At 53.5% G+C, this 20,958-nt stretch carries 17 protein-coding genes; 14 read left to right on the forward strand and 3 right to left on the reverse strand.

Annotated elements, in window-relative coordinates:
• Positions 1-58 precede the first annotated feature (58 nt).
• Entirely contained in the window at positions 59-661 is a 603-nt protein-coding gene (locus IG168_RS00560) for a peroxiredoxin (RefSeq protein ID WP_193161195.1), read from the reverse strand.
• A gap of 298 nt (positions 662-959) precedes the next feature.
• Between IG168_RS00560 and IG168_RS00565 the strand changes: the two genes are divergently transcribed.
• Together IG168_RS00565 and IG168_RS00570 are read left to right on the forward strand one after the other, a co-directional pair.
• Positions 960-1,484 carry a cyclic nucleotide-binding domain-containing protein gene (locus IG168_RS00565; RefSeq protein WP_193161196.1) on the forward strand — a complete coding sequence of 175 codons (525 nt, stop codon included), beginning with the start codon at positions 960-962 and terminating at the stop codon, positions 1,482-1,484.
• Between the two features lie 121 nt (positions 1,485-1,605).
• Positions 1,606-1,818 carry a bacterioferritin-associated ferredoxin gene (locus tag IG168_RS00570; protein WP_193161197.1) on the forward strand — a complete coding sequence of 71 codons (213 nt, stop codon included), beginning with the start codon at positions 1,606-1,608 and terminating at the stop codon, positions 1,816-1,818.
• A gap of 340 nt (positions 1,819-2,158) precedes the next feature.
• On the opposite strand, the gene IG168_RS00575 is transcribed toward IG168_RS00570, so the two are convergent.
• Positions 2,159-2,680 (reverse strand): cupin domain-containing protein, encoded by a 522-nt coding sequence (locus tag IG168_RS00575; protein ID WP_193161198.1) that lies wholly within the window; start codon positions 2,678-2,680, stop codon positions 2,159-2,161.
• Positions 2,681-3,126: 446 nt separating this feature from the next.
• Between IG168_RS00575 and IG168_RS00580 the strand changes: the two genes are divergently transcribed.
• Both IG168_RS00580 and bfr read left to right on the forward strand, forming a co-directional pair.
• A complete protein-coding gene (locus tag IG168_RS00580) occupies positions 3,127-4,455 on the forward strand; it encodes a DUF2254 domain-containing protein (RefSeq protein WP_193161199.1) in 1,329 nt (442 codons plus the stop codon).
• Positions 4,456-4,711: 256 nt separating this feature from the next.
• Positions 4,712-5,188, forward strand: coding sequence for a bacterioferritin (bfr, locus tag IG168_RS00585; protein ID WP_193161200.1), 477 nt, complete (start codon positions 4,712-4,714; stop codon positions 5,186-5,188).
• 112 nt (positions 5,189-5,300) lie between these two features.
• Here bfr and grxD read toward each other — a convergent pair whose 3' ends face one another.
• Positions 5,301-5,633 carry a Grx4 family monothiol glutaredoxin gene (gene grxD, locus IG168_RS00590; protein WP_193161201.1) on the reverse strand — a complete coding sequence of 111 codons (333 nt, stop codon included), beginning with the start codon at positions 5,631-5,633 and terminating at the stop codon, positions 5,301-5,303.
• Positions 5,634-5,897: 264 nt separating this feature from the next.
• On the opposite strand from grxD, the gene IG168_RS00595 reads away from it, so the two are divergent.
• From IG168_RS00595 to IG168_RS00640, 10 genes are all read left to right on the forward strand, one after another.
• A complete protein-coding gene (locus tag IG168_RS00595; protein WP_193161202.1) occupies positions 5,898-7,085 on the forward strand; it encodes an aspartate aminotransferase family protein in 1,188 nt (395 codons plus the stop codon).
• Between the two features lie 20 nt (positions 7,086-7,105).
• On the forward strand, positions 7,106-8,020 hold the full coding sequence (argF, locus tag IG168_RS00600; protein ID WP_193161203.1) for an ornithine carbamoyltransferase: 915 nt from the start codon (positions 7,106-7,108) through the stop codon (positions 8,018-8,020).
• Positions 8,021-8,830: 810 nt separating this feature from the next.
• Positions 8,831-11,785 (forward strand): ribonucleoside-diphosphate reductase subunit alpha, encoded by a 2,955-nt coding sequence (locus tag IG168_RS00605; RefSeq protein ID WP_193161204.1) that lies wholly within the window; start codon positions 8,831-8,833, stop codon positions 11,783-11,785.
• Positions 11,786-12,051: 266 nt separating this feature from the next.
• Positions 12,052-13,314: a ribonucleotide-diphosphate reductase subunit beta gene (locus tag IG168_RS00610; protein WP_193161205.1), complete on the forward strand. Its 1,263-nt coding sequence runs from the start codon at positions 12,052-12,054 to the stop codon at positions 13,312-13,314.
• A 560-nt stretch (positions 13,315-13,874) separates the two neighbouring features.
• Positions 13,875-15,161: an N-6 DNA methylase gene (locus tag IG168_RS00615; protein WP_193161206.1), complete on the forward strand. Its 1,287-nt coding sequence runs from the start codon at positions 13,875-13,877 to the stop codon at positions 15,159-15,161.
• A 3-nt stretch (positions 15,162-15,164) separates the two neighbouring features.
• The gene (locus IG168_RS00620) at positions 15,165-17,441 is read left to right on the forward strand and encodes a sensor histidine kinase (protein ID WP_193161207.1); all 2,277 of its coding nucleotides are present in this window, start codon (positions 15,165-15,167) and stop codon (positions 17,439-17,441) included.
• 2 nt (positions 17,442-17,443) lie between these two features.
• Positions 17,444-18,085, forward strand: a complete 642-nt coding sequence (locus IG168_RS00625) for a hypothetical protein (RefSeq protein ID WP_193161208.1) — start codon at positions 17,444-17,446, stop codon at positions 18,083-18,085.
• Between the two features lie 4 nt (positions 18,086-18,089).
• Positions 18,090-18,734, forward strand: coding sequence for an HNH endonuclease (locus IG168_RS00630; RefSeq protein WP_193161209.1), 645 nt, complete (start codon positions 18,090-18,092; stop codon positions 18,732-18,734).
• A 299-nt stretch (positions 18,735-19,033) separates the two neighbouring features.
• Positions 19,034-19,537 carry a GNAT family N-acetyltransferase gene (locus IG168_RS00635; protein WP_193161210.1) on the forward strand — a complete coding sequence of 168 codons (504 nt, stop codon included), beginning with the start codon at positions 19,034-19,036 and terminating at the stop codon, positions 19,535-19,537.
• A gap of 259 nt (positions 19,538-19,796) precedes the next feature.
• The gene (locus IG168_RS00640; RefSeq protein WP_193161211.1) at positions 19,797-20,858 is read left to right on the forward strand and encodes an oxidoreductase; all 1,062 of its coding nucleotides are present in this window, start codon (positions 19,797-19,799) and stop codon (positions 20,856-20,858) included.
• Positions 20,859-20,958: the final 100 nt, after the last annotated feature.

Here is a 20,958-nt window from a genome sequence, read left to right on the forward strand (position 1 = left end):
GTTTTTCGCGGGGAACGCCAGGCACCCCCCAGTTCACCAGCGGCAGTACCGCGGGAACTTACAGCTTCTCGGCGTTTTCGCTCAGGTAAGCAGCAACACCTTCCGGAGAGGCGTTCATACCCTTGTCGCCTTCCTGCCAGCCAGCCGGGCAAACTTCGCCGTGCTCCTGGTGGAAAGCCAGCGCGTCGACCATGCGCAGCATTTCGTCAACGTTGCGGCCCAGCGGCAGGTCGTTAACGACCTGGTGGCGGACAACGCCTTCTTCGTCGATCAGGAAGGAACCGCGGAAAGCCACGCCGCCTTCGGACTCAACGTCGTAGGCCTGGCAGATTTCGTGCTTGGTGTCGGCTACCAGAGCGTACTTGACCGGGCCGATGCCGCCGTCGTTGACGGAGGTGTTACGCCAGGCGTTGTGGGAGAACTGGGAATCGATGGAAACACCGATCACTTCCACGCCGCGCTTCTGGAATTCCGCAAAGCGGTGATCGAAAGCGATCAGCTCAGACGGGCACACGAAGGTGAAGTCCAGCGGATAGAAGAAAATAACGGCTTTCTTGCCCTTGATGGTTTCGGCCAGGTTGAAAGTGTCAACGATCTCGCCGTTACCCAGTACCGCGGCAGCGGTGAAGTCCGGAGCTGGTTTGCCTACCAGAACTGCCATAAGAACCTCCTCGTTCCAATGTTGGTTAGTGTTCGAACGGTAAAATGATCAATTTATATGCAATCGCTATAAATTGAATAAGAAGTGATAGTGGGTCGCTATGATACACAGGCGCCCACAGCAGACCTATTAAATTTTTATATGAGGTCGATAGCGGCGCAAGCAGGCGGTGTCACAAGTTATTTGCGACCAACTCGTCGAGCCAGGTCACTTCACACCAACTGCGCCCCGACGAAATTGACGATAGGCGGTTGACACTACACTGAAGGTGTCACCGGCAAACTCTAGTGGATACTAGATGGAAACTGTCGATGCCCTGGCACTTTGGCAGCAGTTTGGGCCCGCCTACTTTCGTGAACTCTCGACCTTCGGCGCCCTGCCCGAGGACGTGATACTAAGCCTGTTGACGAACGGGCGAGCGATCCGGCTCAACAAGGGAGAGGTTCTCTACAGCGTCGGTGATAAGAGCGAATCCTTCTTTGTCGTCCTGAGCGGAACGATCGATACCAATGAGGAGAGAAACGGCAACAGGGGGGCGCTGGTGCGCCGTCATCGAGCGGGTGACGACTTGGGCTTTGTCCCCATGATCGCGTTAATCGACCGCCCTGGCAGTGCCACTGCCCAAACCGACTCGATTGTCGTCGAGATCAGTTCCGAGCAGTTCCTCAAGCTACACCAGCAGAATCCAGATGCCTTCGGCCTGCTGCTGCTCAATCTCGCCCGCGGCATGGCCAGGGCCGTGCTGAAGGCGGGAAATACGCTGGCGGAGCTGCGTTTGCAGATAAATGCTGCCTATCGGACCATCATCGGAAACAAGGATTGACGGGACCTTGACCTGCGGCGACTGAGCATTCGAGAAATCTTATTGACACTCATTCTCACTTGCAATACGATCTGCGCAAGATTAAACATTGAGCGCTTCAGGCGCCAGGGTTGCAGCGACGATGTACGTTTGTATCTGTAAAGGCATCACCGATCGCCAGATCAAAGAAGCGGTCTACGACGGCTCTACGTCCGTGAAGGCCCTGCGTCGCCACCTGGGCGTTTCCTCCCAGTGCGGCCGCTGCGCCGAACTGACCCAGGAAATCATTGAAGAAACCATGAGCGGCGGCGTTATCGCCACTGCCAACAACGGCCTGTTCTACTCCGCCAGCTGAGACCGCAGCTTGGCCGCGGTCCCGGCATTCCAGCCAGGACCGCCATAGCCACCCTCCCCCCGGCACACACCGTGCCTGCCACTCCCTGGCGCACTCACGCAATCGAAACGGCAACAGCCAAATGCCAAGCACCTTTCAGGACTCGCAGGACTCGCGGCTGAACCTGGTAGATCGTCGGACTCTCTCACGGAAAACCTGAAACCAGCGCCTTGGGTGCATAAAAAAGCGAGCCGCATTTCGGGCTCGCTTCGCGATTGCTGAATGATTGAACAGCAGCGGGGTTGAGTCGCGCTAAGCGACCCGGACTGGTACGGGGAATAAGATGCCTAGTCCGAGTCCGTCAATTCGACTTCCCCGGTTGCTCCGAGACCGCCTGTAGCGCTTGCTCCACAGGAATCTCGTTACCGGATTTGTCGAGATAATGGATGTCGAATTTTCCCGAGATTGCATTAAAGAACACACAGTCCGTCTGGCAAGTGAACTGGTGATGGTGCTTTGCCGGAAGAAGGACATAGCCCCCCGGCTCAATCACCTGCGTGGGGAAGTCCGCAAGTTCGACCTTTCCTTTACCGCTGACCAGCATGAGTTCTTCTCGCGCGGTATGCCAGTGCCAGGGAACCACGCAGCCGCTCTTCATTTTGATGAGCAACAGGGACGGACCGGTCTTAGGATCGCCGCGATAAACAGCGAAGGTCAGGCATGAAGGCAATACCTCCAATCCGCCGAACTTCGCCTTGTCCTTAGCCTGGGCGATCGGTTTAACCGTACCGGAAACCTCCGGCTGCTGCGCAGCACAGGAGAACGAAAACGCCGCAATTAAAAATCCGGCCATGGCCGCCGCGACCCAATGATCTCGCTTCATCGGATGAGACCCTCCTCGCAGTTCAAAATAGGACGGTGGCTTTCTGTCCTGCAGCCTGCCCGGCAGCAAGCACCGCACCGTGCGATGGATTTACGTTCCCGATCACCACTAACCCGCCTGCTCAACATGGCTGAGGTCTGGGGGTAACTGGCGTATTAGGAAGAGTAGACGCCATTTTTACTGGAATCCATTTGCTAACTACGGCCAGGACCTGGCCAGTATCCGATACAGCAACGGCAGCAGCGACGACTGCCCCCCGGGCCCGGATCTGCTGGAGCGGGATGTCAGCACAGAAGACGCCGGCGAGATATGCCAGAGGAGCAGGCCCGGCGGCACCCCGCTTGTCCGCACAACCACTGGTACTGGCACCCGCCGGCGACTGACCTATCTTGTAACGGCACGCGCTCGCGCGCGGCATTCGATGCGCAACCAGCGGCCAACATGGAATGAAACAGCGGCTTCAACATCTCGGCGAACGCCTGCGCGCCAGCTTCTGGCTAGTGCCCACCCTGATGGTGATTGCAGCCATGATCCTGTCGCTGGGATTTCAGTACATCGACCGGGCCCTCGACCTGGCTGGCGTGCCCGGCTTCGGCTGGCTCACCCTGCGCGATCCGGACAGCGCGCGCTCGCTGCTTTCCACGATCGCCGCCTCCACCATTACCGTGGCCGGCACCGTCTTCTCCATCACCACCGTGGCCCTCAGTCTCGCCTCCAGCCAGTTTGGCCCGCGGCTGGTGCGCAATTTCATGCGCGACCGCGGCACCCAGTTCGCAATGGGGATTTTCCTCTCCACCTTCGTCTATGCGCTGATGACCATGCGCGGCATCCAAGCGCACATCGAGGGCACGAACGCCAGCCACGATCTCGCCGTACATGTCGCCGTGCTGCTGGCGCTGGTCAGCATCGGCACGCTGATCTATTTCATTCACAACGTGGCGCTGTCGATCCAGGTGGACAATGTCACCTTTAATATCAACCGCGAGTTCAGCAACGCCATCGACCATCACTATCCGAGCGCGCGGGATTTTGACGAAGGCGCCAATTTCTGCGACGTAAAGCAACTGAACATGGGTGACGATTACCTGACGATCTACGGTTTCAGCGGCGGCTATATCCTGTCGATCGATCGCCAGAAACTGCTGAAATGGGCGTGCGAACACGACTGCTGTATCGTGCTCGACTGCCATCCCGGCAGCTATCTGCATCACTGGTCGCGGGTGGCGCGGGTGTACTTTCCGCCGCGCAGTATCGACAGCGCGGAAATCACCGCCAGCATCGATAGCGCCATCAGCATCGGCCATTTGCCCACGGCGGAACAGGACGTGGTGTTTTCCATTCACCAGCTGTCGCAGATTGCGGTGCGCGCGCTGTCGCCCGGCATCAACGACCCCTACACCGCCTATTCGTGTATCGACCGCCTGGTGGACGGTATCGGCAAGGTTTTGCAGCGGCCGCAACTGCCCAACTGTTTTCACGACGAGGATGGCCAGCTGCGCCTCGTCACTACAGTGCTCGATTTCGAAGACCTGTTGCAGGCGGCCTTCGATGAAATCCGCGAGTACGGACGCCAGAGCGGTGTCGTCATGCGCCACCTGTTGAACAACCTGATGGCGCTGGCGCGCATTTGTACCCGCCTGCAAGACAAACGCGCACTCGATGCCTATTCCTACCGGCTCGAAGAGGACTGCGATAAATTTATTGAGGATCGTTTCGACAGGAAAATTATCGGTGAGAAAATCCGCGATATCCGCCTGCAGGTCGCGCGGAGGTGAAATAATCTAAACGGCAATCATTATCGTTGGTTTTTTTGGCCGATTTTCCGTTATTTATTGCTCCCGCACGCCGCAAAGTAAAGTCGGCCAATGCGCTTGACTTGCCTATGACAGCCACGCAAACTCGACCGCAATTGCGTAGCCAGTGGCAGTTAACACTAAGATTCAAAACACTGGTGCGGTTCAAATAACACTTTCCCGATATCAGGAACTCTCTGCAGCATTACTTTTTTGCAGAGTCACAGGAGCGACAGCTATGAAAGGCGACCCCAAGGTTATCGAACATCTGAACAAGGTACTGGGCAATGAACTGGTAGCAATCAACCAGTACTTCCTGCACGCCCGCATGTACGACAACTGGGGCCTCAAAGCGCTGGGCAAGCATGAGTATGACGAGTCCATCGATGAAATGAAGCACGCCGACTGGCTGATCGAGCGCATCCTGTTTCTCGAGGGCATCCCCAACCTGCAGCACCTGGGCAAACTACTGATCGGTGAAAACACCGAGGAAATGCTCAAGTGCGACCTGAAACTGGAATCCAAGGCGATCCCCGATTTGCGCGACGGTATCGAGTACTGCGAATCCGTGCGCGACTACGGCAGCCGCGAACTGCTGGAAAAAATCCTCGACTCCGAAGAGGAACACGTCGACTGGCTGGAGACCCAGCTGGAACTGATCGAAAAGGTGGGTATCCAGAATTACCTGCAGACGCAGATGGAAAGCGCCTCGTAGCAAATTTCCCCGGACAGCATCCAATAAAAAAGCCGCGGCAATTGCCGCGGCTTTTTTATTGGTCTTTGTATCGGCGTCACACCCGCGACACCGATACAGAGCAAAGCGGAACTTACTCGCCGCCTTCGCTCTCGGCCGCAGCCTCTTCGACCAGGGTCTTCAGCTCGCCGTTTTCGTACATCTCCATGATGATGTCACAGCCGCCGATCAGCTCACCTTTCACCCACAGTTGCGGGAAGGTCGGCCAGTTGGCGTACTTGGGCAGCTCGGCGCGGATATCCGGGTTAGCCAGAATGTCCACATAGGCGAAGCGCTTGCCGCAGGCCATCAGCGCCTGGGAAGCGCGCATGGAAAAGCCGCATTGCGGGGCGTTGGGGCTACCTTTCATATAGAGCAGGATGGCGTTGTCGGCGATCTGCTGCTTGATGTTCTCCAGTGTTTCCATAGGGATGACTAACCTCGGGTAGTAAACCTTGCATTGAGTGGTGGCGCGGTGCCGGCGCGGCGGGCTGCTGCGCGCTGGCCGGCATTGTACCCTAGTGTGGTGCCCCGTACGAAAAAGGCCAAAAGGCCGCACGGATGGCTAGCGCGACACTCTCTATATGCTAGTATTGCCGGCTTTCCCGGGGAAACTGCGGAGCGGCGGCACCAATGCCGCATTTTCTGCGGAAACCCGGTTTTCAGGCCCGCCACCAGAGGAGATCGCAACGTGGCCAATCCCGCACTCATGCAGAACTACGGCAACAGGACCCTGACGCTGGTCAGGGGCGAAGGCAACTATGTGTGGGACGACACCGGCCGACGATACCTCGACGCCCTGTCCGGCATCGCCGTCTGCGGCCTCGGCCACTGCCACCCGGCCGTCACCGAGGCGCTGCAGGACCAGGCCGGCACGCTGCTGCACGTTTCCAACCTGTACAACATTCCCGCACAGGAGCAGCTGGCGGAGAAGCTGGTGGCGCAGTCCGGCATGGACAACGTCTTCTTCTCCAATTCCGGTGCCGAAGCCAACGAGGCGGCGATCAAGCTGGCGCGCAAGCTCGGCAACGAGCGCGGCCACGCCGTGCCGCGCATCGTGGTAATGGAGGGAGCCTTCCACGGCCGCACCCTCGCCACCCTCACCGCCACCGGCAACGAAAAAGTGCAGCAGGGGTTCGCGCCGCTGCCCGAGGGATTCCTGCGCGTGCCCTTCAATGATGTGGCCGCCGTGGAAAAACTCGCCGCCACCCATGACGATATCGTCGCGGTACTGGTGGAACCGGTACAGGGCGAGGGCGGCATCCGCGTGCCCGCACCCGATTACCTGCAGCGACTGCGCGCACTGTGCGACCACCACGACTGGCTGCTGATGCTCGACGAGATCCAGACCGCCAACGGCCGCAGCGGCAAGCTGTTCGCCTACCAGCACAGCGACGGACTGTTGCCGGACGTGGTCACCACTGCCAAGGGACTCGGCAACGGCGTGCCCATCGGCGCCTGCCTGGCCCGCGGCAAAGCCGCGGAATTGTTTACCGCCGGCAGCCACGGCTCCACTTTCGGCGGCAACCCGCTGGCCTGCCGCGCCGGCCTCGCCGTGCTGGAAACCCTGGAGCGGGAGTGGCTGATCGAGCGCGCCGCTGCCCTCGGCGAATTGTTGCTGGCGCAGCTGCGCGCACACCTCGACGGCTGCGCCACCGTCAAAGAAATCCGCGGCCTGGGCCTGCTGGTGGGTATCGAACTGGATCGCCCCTGCGGCGACCTGGTGGAACAGGCCCGCGCCCACGACTTGCTTATCAACGTGACCGCAGGCAATGTTGTGCGCCTGCTGCCGCCGCTGACACTGAGTGACGAGGAATGCGGCCGCATTGCCGACACCGTCAGCACACTGATTCAACAATTTACCCAGTGCGCGGCCTGACTGCTTAGAGGGAACGATTTATGGCTACCAGACACTTTCTCACCCTGCTCGACCTGTCCAAAGAAGAACTGTCCAGCGTGATCGAGCGCGCGATCGAGCTGAAGGCACTGCGCAACCAGGGCATTGCCACCGAGCCTTTCCGCGACAAGGTGCTCGGCATGATTTTCGAGAAGTCCTCCACGCGCACCCGCGTCTCCTTCGAGGCCGGCATGGCGCAGATGGGCGGCAGCGCCCTGTTTCTGTCGCCGCGCGACACCCAGCTGGGCCGCGGCGAACCCATCGAGGACAGTGCCCGGGTCATCTCGCGCATGGTGGACATGGTGATGATCCGCACCTTCGGCCACAACGTGCTGGAGCGCTTCGCCGAGTACTCGCGCGTGCCGGTGATCAACGCCCTGTCCGACAGTTACCACCCGTGCCAGCTGCTCGCCGACATCCAGACCTACGTCGAGCACCGCGGCAATCCAGCGGGCAAAGTCGTGGCCTGGGTCGGCGACGGCAACAATATGTGCCACTCCTACATCAACGCCGCGCGCCAGTGCGATTTTGAACTGCGCATCGCGTGCCCCGAGGGCTACGAGCCGGACGAGCAGATTCTCGCCGCCGCCGGCGACCGCGTCACCATCGTGCGCAAACCCGCCGACGCCGTGCGCGGTGCCGACTGGGTCGCCACCGATGTCTGGGCCTCCATGGGCCAGGAGACGGAACAGCAGATCCGCATCAAGGCCTTCGAGGGTTTCCTCGTCGATCACGAACTGATGAGCCTCGCCAACAGCGGCGCCGTGTTCATGCACTGCCTGCCGGCCCACCGCGGCGAGGAAGTGAGCGGCGAACTGCTCGAGGACGACAGCATCTCCGTGGTCTGGGACGAGGCGGAAAACCGCCTGCACGCGCAGAAGGCGCTGATGGAATTTCTGCAGGAACAGAGCGCGTAACTGCACACAATTTCACCAGCACTGTCGCGCACGGAAAAAACGCGATCGCGACCGCCGGTGGCACCGGCATATTGTGGAAAAAAACACCACACTGTGCGCCACTGGCGGCGCGATCATTTTTTGAGCGCCGCGCAGCCGAAGAATTAAATAAACGCCCCGAAACTGGACGTCCGAGTACCAATTTGCACAACGACTGAACAACTCGAAATCGTTATTGCCTTGGTTAATTTAGCGGGCGCTTACTATTAAAAAATATTCTTAAAACCGGCACCCCACCCCGCCGCCCTGTACAGCGTTTAACCACCCCTAGTAACGGCGGGCGCTGGCGCGAAAGTGACTACTGACGTTCACCGCCTACCCACAATTTATCCACAACTAACCACAAAGTTATTCGCCTTGAAATAGGCCCCCTACCGCATTATCTTGTTGCTCAGTCGAGCAGCCACCCCAACATATTGGGTTTTGGCCCCGACCCTACCCCAAGCCGACGGGGTGAATTCCGACTCGGCGTGCCGCTCCGGAAAGGAGATGGCAACGCCAACAGTCAGCGAACAAATCAGAGGTACAGGCGGAACGGACTGTCCGCCGCAGGCACTCGAAGGCCCGCACCCGCCCCCGACACCGAGGGCGCGCGGACCGACGACAAAGCGGCCTGTTTTCCCACTCCGGTTCGCGCCGTTTCCGGGCGTGCCAAGCGGGGGAAAGTGGGAGAGACGACGGACACGTTCCACACAGGGTTACTCTTTCGAGGGGACGCCGTTCACGCGAACTGGTGTGGGAAAAAACAGTAAAAATCTTGCGGAGAAATTCATGCACACAGAGACAGGGCGCTCTCAATCCGTGTCCACTGAAAAAGCGGGCACTTCCGGGGACAAGTCCGGCAGCACTACGACCCTAGCGGCCACCGCGCCGGGTCAGATTCGCGTGATCAAGCGCAATGGCACCGTTGTGCCCTACGACGACAGCAAGATCTCTGTGGCTGTCACCAAGGCGTTCCTCGCCGTCGAGGGCGGCACCGCCGCAGCGTCCAGCCGCATTCACGAGCAGGTGAAGGAACTGGTCTCCCAGATCAGCGCCACCTTCCAGCGCCGCATGCCCTCCGGTGGCACCATCCACATCGAGGAAATCCAGGACCAGGTCGAGCTGGCCCTGATGCGCACTGGCGAACAAAAGGTCGCCCGCGACTACGTGCTCTACCGTGAGGAGCACGCCCGCCTGCGCGCCGAGAAAGAACAGCAGCAACCGGCCGCCACAGTGCCCGCCGATGCCCACCCGAGCATCCGCGTGAAAATGGAAGACGGTTCCATGATCCCGCTGGACATGGAGCGCCTGCGCACCATCGTCAGCGAAGCCTGTGAAGGCCTGACCGACGTGAACGGCGAAGCCATTCTCGCCGAAGCGCTGAAAAACCTGTACGACGGCGTCTCCGAAGACGACATCAACACCGCGCTGGTGATCACCGCGCGCACCATGGTCGAGCAGGAACCCAACTACACCTACGCCACCGCGTGTCTGCTGCTGGACAAGCTGCGCAGTGAAGCCCTGCGCTTCCTCGGCGTGGCCGACGCCGCCACCCAGCACGAGATGGAAGCCCTGTACGGCAAGACCCTCGCCGCCTACGTAGAAAAAGGCATCGAGCTGGAACTGCTCGACCCGGCCCTGGCCACCTTCGACCTGGAAAAGCTCGGCGCCTCCATCAAGGGCGAGCGCGATCACCAGTTCACCTACCTCGGCCTGCAGACCCTGTACGACCGCTACTTTCTGCACAGCAACGACATCCGTTTCGAGCTGCCGCAGATTTTCTTCATGCGCGTCGCCATGGGCCTCGCCAACAACGAAGAGAACAAGAACGAGCGCGCGATCGAGTTCTACAACCTGCTGAGCTCCTTCGACTACATGAGCTCCACGCCGACCCTGTTCAACGCCGGCACTCTGCGCCCGCAGCTGTCCTCCTGCTACCTGACCACGGTGCCTGACGACCTGCACGGCATCTACGGCGCCATCCAGGACAACGCCATGCTGTCCAAGTGGGCCGGCGGCCTGGGTAACGACTGGACGCCGGTGCGTTCACTGGGTTCCTACATCAAAGGCACCAACGGCAAGTCCCAGGGTGTTGTGCCCTTCCTGAAAGTGGCCAACGACACCGCGGTCGCTGTGAACCAGGGCGGCAAGCGCAAAGGCGCCGTGTGTGCCTACCTGGAAACCTGGCACCTGGACACCGAGGAATTCCTCGAGCTGCGCAAGAACACCGGCGACGACCGCCGCCGCACCCACGACATGAACACCGCCAACTGGGTGCCGGACCTGTTCATGAAGCGCGTGTTTGAAGACAAGGAGTGGACCCTCTTCTCCCCGGCGGACTGCCCGGACCTGCACGACCTGTTCGGCCGTGCATTTGAAGAGCGCTACGAGCACTACGAAAAAATGGCCGCCGAAGGCAAGCTGAAGCTGCACAAGAAAGTGCGCGCGCTGGACCTGTGGCGCAAGATGCTGGGCATGCTGTTTGAAACCGGCCACCCGTGGATCACCTTCAAGGACAGCTGCAACCTGCGCAGCCCGCAGCAGCACGCCGGTGTGGTTCACAGCTCCAACCTGTGCACCGAGATCACCCTGAACACCAAGGCGAATGAAGAAATCGCCGTGTGCAACCTGGGTTCCGTGAACCTGGCCCAGCACATCGGTGAAGACGGCAAGCTCGACCAGGAAAAACTGGCCAAGACCGTCAAGACCGCGGTGCGCATGCTCGATAACGTGATCGACATCAACTACTACTCCGTGGAAACCGCGCGCCAGTCCAACATGCGTCACCGCCCGGTGGGCCTCGGCCTGATGGGCTTCCAGGACGCGCTGTACAAGGCCGGCATCTCCTACGCCAGCGACGAGGCGGTTGCCTTTGCCGATACCTCCATGGAGGCGATCAGCTACCAGGCCATCTCCGCGTCCAGTGACCTGGCCAAAGAGCGCGGCCAGTACCAGAGCTACAAGGGCTCCCTGTGGAGCAAGGGCATCCTGCCACTGGACAGCATCCAGATCCTGGCGGAGAACCGCGGCGAGCAGTTCATCGAACAGGACACCAGCAGCACGCTGGACTGGGACGGCCTGCGCGCGAAAGTGAAAAAACAGGGCATGCGCAACTCCAACGTGATGGCGATCGCACCGACCGCGACCATTGCCAACATCACCGGGGTTTCCCAGTCCATCGAGCCCACGTACCAGAACCTGTACGTGAAATCGAACCTGTCCGGCGAATTCACCGTGGTGAACCCCTACCTGGTACACGACCTGAAAGCCCGCGGCCTGTGGGACAAGGTCATGGTCAACGACCTGAAGTACTACGAGGGCTCGGTACAGAAGATCGACCGCATCCCGGCGGACCTGAAAGCCAAGTACGCCACCGCGTTCGAGGTAGAGCCGCGCTGGATCGTCGACGCCGCCAGCCGTCGCCAGAAGTGGATCGACCAGGCGCAGTCGCTGAACCTGTACATCGCCGGCGCCGACGGCAAGAAACTGGACCTGACCTACCGCATGGCGTGGTACCGCGGCCTGAAGACCACCTACTACTTGCGCGCCCTGGCCGCCACCAGCACGGAGAAATCCACCGTGAACGGCGGCACCCTGAACGCAGTGAGCAGTGGTGCAGGCAACGGCGCCGCAGCAGCAGCACCGGCTGCAGCGCCACAAGCCTCGGTTCAACAGGAGCCGGCCCCGGCCGCAGTGCCCAAGGCCTGCTCCCTGGACGACCCGGACTGCGAGGCCTGCCAGTAAGCAGTGCCCTCTCCTCGCCTGCGGGCGAGGGGCAAGGAACGATAGAAAGAACTCTCGGGGGAGAGCGTCGCAACCGCACCAGCGGCCAAGACCAATCGCACCGACCCCGGTCCACCCCGCCCTTCTTGGGGGAAGGCGGGGAATTGCGGACCGGGAGTCGGCGGCGACCTGAAAGCGCCTGCCCTGCTCCGGTTTCCACTTGGAAACCCGGAAAAAATTGACGAATTATTGAACACACAAAGAAGAGACGGATCAAAGGTCAAACTATGCTGAGCTGGGACGATTTCGAACAACCGTCACAACCGAAGAAAGCCACCGAACCGCGACCGGCGCCGGAAACGCTGAAGCCAGAAGTAGCCGAACAAAGTGCCTCTTACGAGGCGCACAGCGCTCCGGCGTCGCCCGCGGCCCAATCCAACGCAGCACCTGCGGGATCTTCCGCGGTCGAAGCTGCACGGGCCGCCGTAGCCGACCTGGACCCGGCACCGGGTCTGGAAGAACTGGAAATGGGCGCCGCCCGTATCCAGGTGGACGAAAAGCGCATCATCAACTGCCGCGCCGACCTGAACCAGCTGGTACCGTTCAAGTACGACTGGGCCTGGCAGAAATACCTGGATGGCTGTGCCAACCACTGGATGCCCCAAGAAGTCAACATGAACAAAGACGTGTCCATGTGGAAAGACCCCGAAGGTCTGACCGCGGACGAACGTCGCATCGTGGAATACTCCCTGGGTTACTTCTCCACCGCCGACTCCCTGGTAGCCAACAACCTGGTGCTGGCCATCTACCGCCACATCACCAACCCGGAGTGCCGCCAGTACATCCTGCGCCAGTCCTTCGAGGAAGCCATCCACACCCACGCCTACCAGTACTGCGTGGAGTCCCTGGGCATGGACGAAGGTGAAGTGTTCAACATGTACCGCGAAGTGCCCAGCGTCGCCAAGAAAGCCGCCTGGAGCCTGTCGCACACCCAGTCCATCGGCGATCCCAACTTCAAGACCGGCACCCCGGAAACCGACCAGGAGCTGCTGCGCAACCTGATCGCCTTCTACGCGGTGACCGAGGGCATCTTCTTCTACTGCGGCTTTACCCAGATCCTGTCCATGGGCCGCCGCAACAAGATGACCGGCGTGGCCGAGCAGTTCCAGTACATCCTGCGCGACGAGTCCATGCACCTGAACTTCGGCATCGACGTCATCAACCAGATCAAGCTGGAAAACCCACACCTGTGGACCGCAGAGTTCCAGCAGGAGGTGACCCAGATGATCCTGGAAGGCATGGAACTGGAAGTGGCCTACGCCCGCGACACCATGCCCCGCGGCGTGCTCGGCATGAATGCATCGATGATGGAGGAATACCTCCATTTCATCGCCAACCGCCGCCTGAGCCAGCTGGGCCTGAAAGAACAGTTCCCGGGCGCCCAGAACCCCTTCCCCTGGATGTCCGAGATCATGGACCTGCGTAAGGAGAAGAACTTCTTCGAGACGCGGGTAATCGAATACCAGACCGGTGGTGCGCTGCAGTGGTAACAGGATGAATACCGACAGGTAGCAAAAGGACAACTACAACAAAGTAGTCGCTCACAGGAAGAGAGGTATTGAAAGCGGGCGCAAGCCCGCTTTTTTTAAGCCTTCAAATATAAGTCAAACATGAGAGAAGGTGCGCAAGATAAAAGATAAAAGTAACTGAAGAAATATCTACCGACGCTACTAGATAGGAAGTTCTTGATTATAACCTGAATAATGCACGTATATTCGGAATATACCGTACAACCTTCTAACAACTGCAGCAAATAAACGAATAGGGTGTCACCAAGATACTTCGCATTACCTTAATTTTATTTTTAAGAACGCTAGCTCTATTTTCCATGCTAAAGCGGCACCCTAATTCAATGAATATACGTTAATCATCCATCGCAAAAATTCTCTTCTCTGAGCACCAATAAATGACTAACCCCCTTTAGGGGGAGCTATATCTACTCACCTATAAGTTAGAAGCTCTCCATCAACCAGTGAAGATGGCGTAAAACTATTACATTATGGTATAAAACGCTTCGCAGAAGTAAATTAAATACGAATGAAAAACAAGTATGATCGAGCTTGCAGAGCATAATCAAAACCTACGAATCGCATATAAGTCTACCCGAAAAAGCAATAGCAAAAATGTAGTAGATTACAACACTAGTCTTGATGAAATAGACAATACACTAAGAAAAGTTCTCAGTATCGAAGACATGAGGAAATCTGGAACTTTTTTTACAGGTGATGAGCTAGCTCAAACCTTGGTAGGTCTCTTTAAGAGAAAAATCAATAAAAATTCCAGAATTCTTGATCCAACTTGTGGTGCAGGCAACTTGCTTATTGCATGCTCTAGAAAACTACCTGCATATAAAAGCCTTACAAAAACACTAATGATATGGGGAAAGGTCTTGCATGGCTACGACCTTTATCCAACTTTCATTGACGCATGCAAACTAAGAATTATTCTAGAAGCCATCAACAATAGAGGCTGCCAAATTGACTGCAATATCAATAAGGCGTTGAAATTACTGCCCAACATAATTGTTCGTGATGCTTTAGAGACCGATAGAGAAGAATTAATTCAAATAACACATACCATATTAAACCCTCCTTTCACACTACAAAAACCCACCTTAAAAGGTCTTTGGAAGACAGGAAAGGTTAATGCTTCAGCAGTAATACTAGCGCATTATTTAAAAATACTTCCCCAAGGATCAGATTTAAGCTCTATTTTGCCGGAAGTTCTTAGGTCTGGAACTAGATACCATAAATGGAGAGCATTTTGTCACAGCACGATATCCGGCCATACAAAAGTAATTGGTAGATTTAATTCTAAAACGGATGTTGATGTTTTCATCTTGTTTGGAAAAACAGGGGGAACAAGCAAAACTATTGATTGGGGTACTAGCTCCTTGCATCATGAAGATGTAATTTCAACCAATTTTGAAGTTTCGGTCGGGAGACTAGTCGCCTATCGCGATCCGGAAATTGGCGTTGATAGACCCTTCATTCATTCAAAGAACGTTCCTCTCTGGTCAATAATTAAAGAATTTCCAGAAAGAAGACTTTTCTCTGGAACTGCCATAGACCCTCCTTTTGTAGTAATACGAAGAAATTCTAGACCGGATGATCGGTATAGGGCAGCGGCTTCTATCATAAGAGGGAATGAACCCGTAGCTGTCGAAAATCACTTGATAATAATTAAACCACACAGTAAAACTCTTAAAGATTGCAAGAAACTTCTAAAAGTACTTAAATCAAAATCGACAAATGAATATTTAAACAAAAGAATTAGGTGTCGGCATTTAACTGTCGAAGCCGTCAAACAAATACCCTACTTTCCCCTCAAGGAATAACTAATGAAAAGGGAATTAATTGACAAGCAACCATTCGAATTTTCAGCACGAGTTACCTTACAGTTAGGTAGAGAGAGTATTTCTAGCTCTACCGTAGCAATTTCGGAACTCATAAAAAACTCTTATGATGCGGATGCAAAAAATGTAGATATTGCTTTTTATTTACGTGAAAGTGCTGTCTCCACACTAGCAATTAGTGATGATGGTGATGGCATGAATTTAGCCGATCTTGTTGATAAATGGTTAACAGTAGGTACAAATAATAAATCCACGAAAAAGCATACCCGGAGTAAAACTCGAATTCTTACCGGGGCCAAAGGTTTAGGGAGGTTAGGTATTGATCGGCTTTGCAAAAAGCTAATTCTTTACACGAAAACAGAAAATATGGATCATGCGATACAGTTAGTAATTAACTGGAATAGCTACGAAAACACCGATAGCAAGCTATCAGATATACAGCATGAAATTTATAAAGTAAGTTTGCCGATTAAGGATAAATATGGCCAGGTTTTTCTAAAAAAGTCAGACAAGGGCACCAGAATGCTTCTGGTCGGCTTAAAAGACAAGTGGCACGAAACACTCCTTGACTCTTTAGAAAACGAGCTAAGACTTCTTATATCCCCCTTCTATTCAAAAAATGACTTCTCAATTAATTTAAGTTCTCAAAAAACGGGAGAAGAAAAGCACTTAAAAAAACTGGCCTCTGAAGAATTTCTAAACCTAGCAAAATGGGAGGTTTTAGTAGAAATAGATAGTGAAGGAAATGTATCTGAAAAATATGTAAACAGAACTAAAAAAATAGAAAAAAAACATGAAAAAATCCCTTGGCAAAAATGGATAAAGGGGGCTGGAGAAACTCCCTCATTTGGCCCTTTAGAGCTGAGAATTTATTACATTCCTCAAGATACGGATGTTTTAAAACAAGTCAAACTAAAAACAAAAGATTTTCGACGCTTTATGCATTTAAACCGAGGGGTTCGAATATATCGAGATCAGTTTCGAGTCAGACCGTATGGAGAACCGTCAGGAAAGGGGGACTGGCTTGACTTAGGCTATCGAAAAGCTTCAAACCCTGCTGCAATTTCAAGGGAAGGATGGAGAGTAGGCCCCAATCAATTATTAGGTGCAATATTAATATCTAGGGATGAAAATTCGATCTTAAACGATCAAGCTAATCGAGAAGGCATTGTTGAAAATAGAGCCTTTTTTCAACTACGGACATTTGTTTTAAAAATAATAAATAATTTTGAAGCATTGGCACATAAAGATGCCAAGGAAGAAGAATTCAACGAACTTCCAAAATCCTTAGAAATAGATCTTGAGCAGTCGAATAGCGAGGCGATTCAAGCAGCAAACAACTTATCAACTCTAATTAGACCAAATGCAGGAAAATCCAGCAAAAAAAAGAAGGAGCGTCAAAGACATCTAATACAAAAACGAATTGTCGAATTTGAAAAGGCGCAGAAAAAAGCTGAAGAATCGCAAAAACAACTCTTTCTTGCACTACAGCAAGAAAAGAGGCAACTGCAAGAACAAAAAGATACGCTATCGAATCTTGCTTCTCTTGGAATATTAACTGTGTGTTTTGGCCACGAAATCAGACAACACACCAGTCAAGCGTCTGCCAACGCCCTAGAGATTGAAGATATAATAACTGATGCTCAAAAATCTGGCTCACAATTGGATTTTCCAGAATGCCAAAAACTTTCTGAAATAATAAGAAAGAACATAAAATATATCGAACGGTTCTCTCAGCTAACTTTAAGTAATATCAAGCCAGACAAGAGAAAAAGAAAGAAAATAAACATTCCAAAGGTTTTTGAATATGTATTTTCTCTAATGGAGGATACATTTAAAGCCACGGGAATAGAATACGAATTATCATATGAAAACATTTCAAGAAACGACGTAAACGTTCATGCTTTTGAGATTGACTGGGAAAGCATTGCTATAAACTTGATTACGAATTCGATTTGGGCAATGGAAAATACCCCAAAGAAAAATAGGCTAATTCAAGTCGACTTTGGAACTATAGATAAAAAAGTTATCGAGATTAAATTTAGAGATTCAGGTTTAGGCCTCGAAGCAGGGACAGAAGAACAAATTTTCCTGCCTATGAATAGCAATAAAAGGGATCAACATGGGAACATAATCGGAACAGGTATGGGACTATCCATCATAAAAAACCATATAGAAGAACATAACTCCGGTGAAGTTTCAGCCACAGCAACAAGCTCAATAGGCGGAGCTGAGTTTACCTTCAAATTGCCAGCCTCTTAATTATGAACAATCAAATTATCTACATAGAAGATCAAGAAGATGCTAGGAAAACCTTCTCTAACACTCTTAAGCGAATTTATGGGCTTGAGTATGAGATAGTTACACCAATTCCATGTGCAGAAATTTTAGAAATGAGGGAGAAGCTCTTTAACTTTGAAAGCCCTGCGGCTTTTGTTCTAGATGAAAAACTTCAGTTTACGGGTGAAACTAAATATTCAGGTAGTGATTTAGCGAAAGCCATTAGAGAAATTGATAGCAAAATACCCGTATACATACTGACTAGCTATGCTGGTGATGTGGATCCACTTTCGGGAGAGATAGAGTTTGTTATAGACAAAACAATCGCAGGCGATCCTGATAGAAGAAAGATGTTAGCACAAAGAATGAGGCGACATCAGGAGACTTTCAATGATATCAAAACCAATAGAGCGAACCGATTCAACTACCTACTAGCTAAATCAATAAATGAATCACTATCAGCCGAGGAATTAGCGGAATATGAAGAGCTCAACATTCTCAGAGTTAAGAATGCACTACTCAATGAACAAATCCCAACCCAAGAGCTGGAGTCACAAATAGAACAGCAGAATAAATTACTAAATGAAATTCACGAAGAATTAAAAATATTAAAGGATAAAAATTAATAGTATGTTCTTTCCATCCTTAACTAGAAAGCCCGAGGAGGAATATCACAATTCCAAGGGAGTATTTTATTCTGACTACAACAAGAATAGAGAAAAAATTGAAGAAGACTGTCAGCATAGATGTGTCTATTGCGACATTTTAGCTACAGAGATGGGAGGAGAAGGGATGCAACTGGATCATTTTCGACCCCAAGCCCATTTCCCAGAGCTGAAATCTCACCCCCACAACCTTGTTCTTGCTTGCCCTAAATGCAACCGATTTAAAAGCGACGATTGGCCAGCAGACCCGAAGAGTAAAAATACTTACGAAAACAACATCGGTTATATCGACTATTTTTCAGTTTCTATTGACCAGTATTTGGAAGTGGACGATAAAGGCTTAGTATCTCCAAAATCGCCACCGATAAATTACATCATAAAACGCATGCATTTAAATCGAAAATCTCGAGTGGTAGTTCGCCAATCAAGAATTATATTAAAAAAATTTGAAGAGTTATCTGCGGAGATAACGACTCAATTAAAAGAACTTTATATAGAAATGAAGAGTAAAACTATAGCCTACGATTGCGCGACAGACAGACTGGAAAAGTTAGTAGCGTTACAAGAAAAGTTGGGATCAATGCGCAACCAAAAATTTGAGGGAAAGTAAAATCTTGGCACTAAGATGAGCTTTTGGTGCAAATTAACACGATACAAGATATGGAGTCATTGCATCAACATCCAAATGGTAATAGAGCATATCTAGTTAGCTTCCCATGAGTCCTAGATATGAATAATTGGGGTCAGATCAACATTTTTGTACTGAACCACCCCAAAAAAACATGCGCCACAAGGTTGTCTCCATTCCCATTTATTGCGCTCAGACCGCAAAATGACGTGGATTCCGCGAGACAGCCAACACTACATTTCGATTGCCCCTACAGTGGATCCCAGAAAGACTAGAAGTAAATGATACCAACGATAGAAGCAGAGCGACTCAGATTAATCCCGCCCAGCCCAGACAGCTTTGACGTGTATGAGCGGTTTTACACGGATGCGGAAGCATCAAAGATGTATGGCGGCCCCGTAAGTAGAGAACAGGTTTGGGGTAGATTGAAAGCCGATCTTGGCTCGTGGTATTTACTCGGTTTTGGCGTTTGGGTTATCCAGCTGAAATCTGATAACAGCCTTATTGGCACCTGTGGTTACTGGCAAGGAAGAGACTGGCCTATAGAACTCACTTGGTGGGTAATGCCTGAAGGGCGTGGAAAGGGTATTGCCACAGAAGCGTCTAAAGCGGCCTTATTGCATGCGTATAACGCATTCAAATGGGATAAAGTTGAAACCTATATGAATGATGAAAATATTGCAGCACGCGCTTTAGTTGAAAAACTGGGCGGCACAAAATCCAGGCGACAAGAGTTTAACGATGGCTTAAGCAGGGACATCTATGTATTGCCAAAGCCAGAATAATTTTCCAACCAACGCAAATAATTGGGATCAGCGTAAAATTTCTCCAAAAGAATCCTAATCTCTAGCACCGAAATAAATGGGGTCAGATCAACATTTTAACATTGCATCACACAAATGCATGCAATAAGAGGTTGCCTGACCCAGTATTGTGAGCAAATCAAGCCATGCGCTGACTTCGCGCATTTTCGCGCTAAAACCATTGAGCACCTCATGACACGAAATAACTGCCCCCGGATTTACAAGACTTAACTTTATTACCATGCCGACAAACACCGAAATCAAAACCGCCATCATCGGCTATGGCTTTTCCGCCACCACCTTCCACTTGCCGTTTATCCTGAACCTGCCGCCGTTTCGCTTTACGGCGGTCAGCACCTCGAAGGGCGAACAGGTACGGCAGCAGCACCCCGAGGTGGCCGTGTATGCGGATGCGGATGCCATGCTTGCGGACTGCGATGCCGACCTGGTGATCATCACCGCTCCCAACGACGCGCACTATGCGCTGGCCAAGCGCGCACTGCAGCTGGGCAAGCACGTGGTGCTGGAAAAGCCGTTCGTGACCCGCGTCGAACACGGCGAGGAGCTGATCGCGCTGGCCCGGCAACAACAGCGGGTGCTGAGCGTTTATCACAACCGCCGCTGGGACGGTGACTTCCTGACGGTACAGAAGTTGCTGGCCGAGGGTAACCTGGGCGCGGTGCGTTATTTCGAAAGCCATTTCGACCGTTTCCGCCCCGAGGTGCGCAAACGCTGGCGCGAGTCTGCGGCAGAAGGCGGCGGTATTCTGTTCGACCTCGGGCCGCACCTGCTCGACCAGGCACTGCACCTGTTTGGTCTGCCAGTGGCCATTACCGCGCAGGTAGGCACACTGAGGCCACAGGCGGAGGTCGATGACTTTTTCCACCTTACCCTGCACTACCCGGACCGGCTCGCGGTGCTGCGCAGCAGCCCATTTTGCGCTTCGCCGAACCTGCGCTTCGAGGTGCAGGGCACCGCCGGCAGCTATGTGAAGTCCGGCCTCGACCCGCAGGAGGATCGACTTAAAACGGGGCGGCTACCGGTACCCGCAAATTGGGCCCGGGAAACTCCCGAGCAATATGGCCAGCTTTACACGGCCGACGGCATGACCACGGTCACCACCGAAACCGGCGGCTACCAGCACTACTTCCAGCAGCTGGCGCGGGCCATTCTCGAGGGTGGTGAAGTCCCGGTGAGCGCCGAACAGGCCCTCTGCAACATCCGCCTGATCCAACTGGCCCTGCAGAGCAGTGCGAGCGGACAAACGGTTGCGGTAGACGACAGAGAGTGGTCATTGAGGTAGCAGTAGCAGCCCCTGCCTGTAAGTGTCCGAATAAATGGTGCCAGATCAACATTTTGGTATTAATTTTACTCAACCAAAGAAATGGTAAAATTTGACGCAC

It is taken from the genome of Microbulbifer hainanensis (assembly GCF_014904735.1).
GTDB classification, from domain to species: domain Bacteria; phylum Pseudomonadota; class Gammaproteobacteria; order Pseudomonadales; family Cellvibrionaceae; genus Microbulbifer; species Microbulbifer hainanensis.

Bases quoted from the DNA above. Each gene is read 5' to 3' on its own strand.
- IG168_RS00560 (WP_193161195.1), bottom strand. From the start codon at position 661: ATGGCAGTTCTGGTAGGCAAACCAGCTCCGGACTTCACCGCTGCCGCG.
- IG168_RS00565 (WP_193161196.1), top strand. From the start codon at position 960: ATGGAAACTGTCGATGCCCTGGCACTTTGGCAGCAGTTTGGGCCCGCC.
- IG168_RS00570 (WP_193161197.1), top strand. From the start codon at position 1,606: ATGTACGTTTGTATCTGTAAAGGCATCACCGATCGCCAGATCAAAGAA.
- IG168_RS00575 (WP_193161198.1), bottom strand. From the start codon at position 2,680: ATGAAGCGAGATCATTGGGTCGCGGCGGCCATGGCCGGATTTTTAATT.
- IG168_RS00580 (WP_193161199.1), top strand. From the start codon at position 3,127: ATGAAACAGCGGCTTCAACATCTCGGCGAACGCCTGCGCGCCAGCTTC.
- bfr (WP_193161200.1), top strand. From the start codon at position 4,712: ATGAAAGGCGACCCCAAGGTTATCGAACATCTGAACAAGGTACTGGGC.
- grxD (WP_193161201.1), bottom strand. From the start codon at position 5,633: ATGGAAACACTGGAGAACATCAAGCAGCAGATCGCCGACAACGCCATC.
- argF (WP_193161203.1), top strand. From the start codon at position 7,106: ATGGCTACCAGACACTTTCTCACCCTGCTCGACCTGTCCAAAGAAGAA.
- IG168_RS00605 (WP_193161204.1), top strand. From the start codon at position 8,831: ATGCACACAGAGACAGGGCGCTCTCAATCCGTGTCCACTGAAAAAGCG.
- IG168_RS00610 (WP_193161205.1), top strand. From the start codon at position 12,052: ATGCTGAGCTGGGACGATTTCGAACAACCGTCACAACCGAAGAAAGCC.
- IG168_RS00615 (WP_193161206.1), top strand. From the start codon at position 13,875: ATGATCGAGCTTGCAGAGCATAATCAAAACCTACGAATCGCATATAAG.
- IG168_RS00620 (WP_193161207.1), top strand. From the start codon at position 15,165: ATGAAAAGGGAATTAATTGACAAGCAACCATTCGAATTTTCAGCACGA.
- IG168_RS00625 (WP_193161208.1), top strand. From the start codon at position 17,444: ATGAACAATCAAATTATCTACATAGAAGATCAAGAAGATGCTAGGAAA.
- IG168_RS00630 (WP_193161209.1), top strand. From the start codon at position 18,090: ATGTTCTTTCCATCCTTAACTAGAAAGCCCGAGGAGGAATATCACAAT.
- IG168_RS00635 (WP_193161210.1), top strand. From the start codon at position 19,034: ATGATACCAACGATAGAAGCAGAGCGACTCAGATTAATCCCGCCCAGC.
- IG168_RS00640 (WP_193161211.1), top strand. From the start codon at position 19,797: ATGCCGACAAACACCGAAATCAAAACCGCCATCATCGGCTATGGCTTT.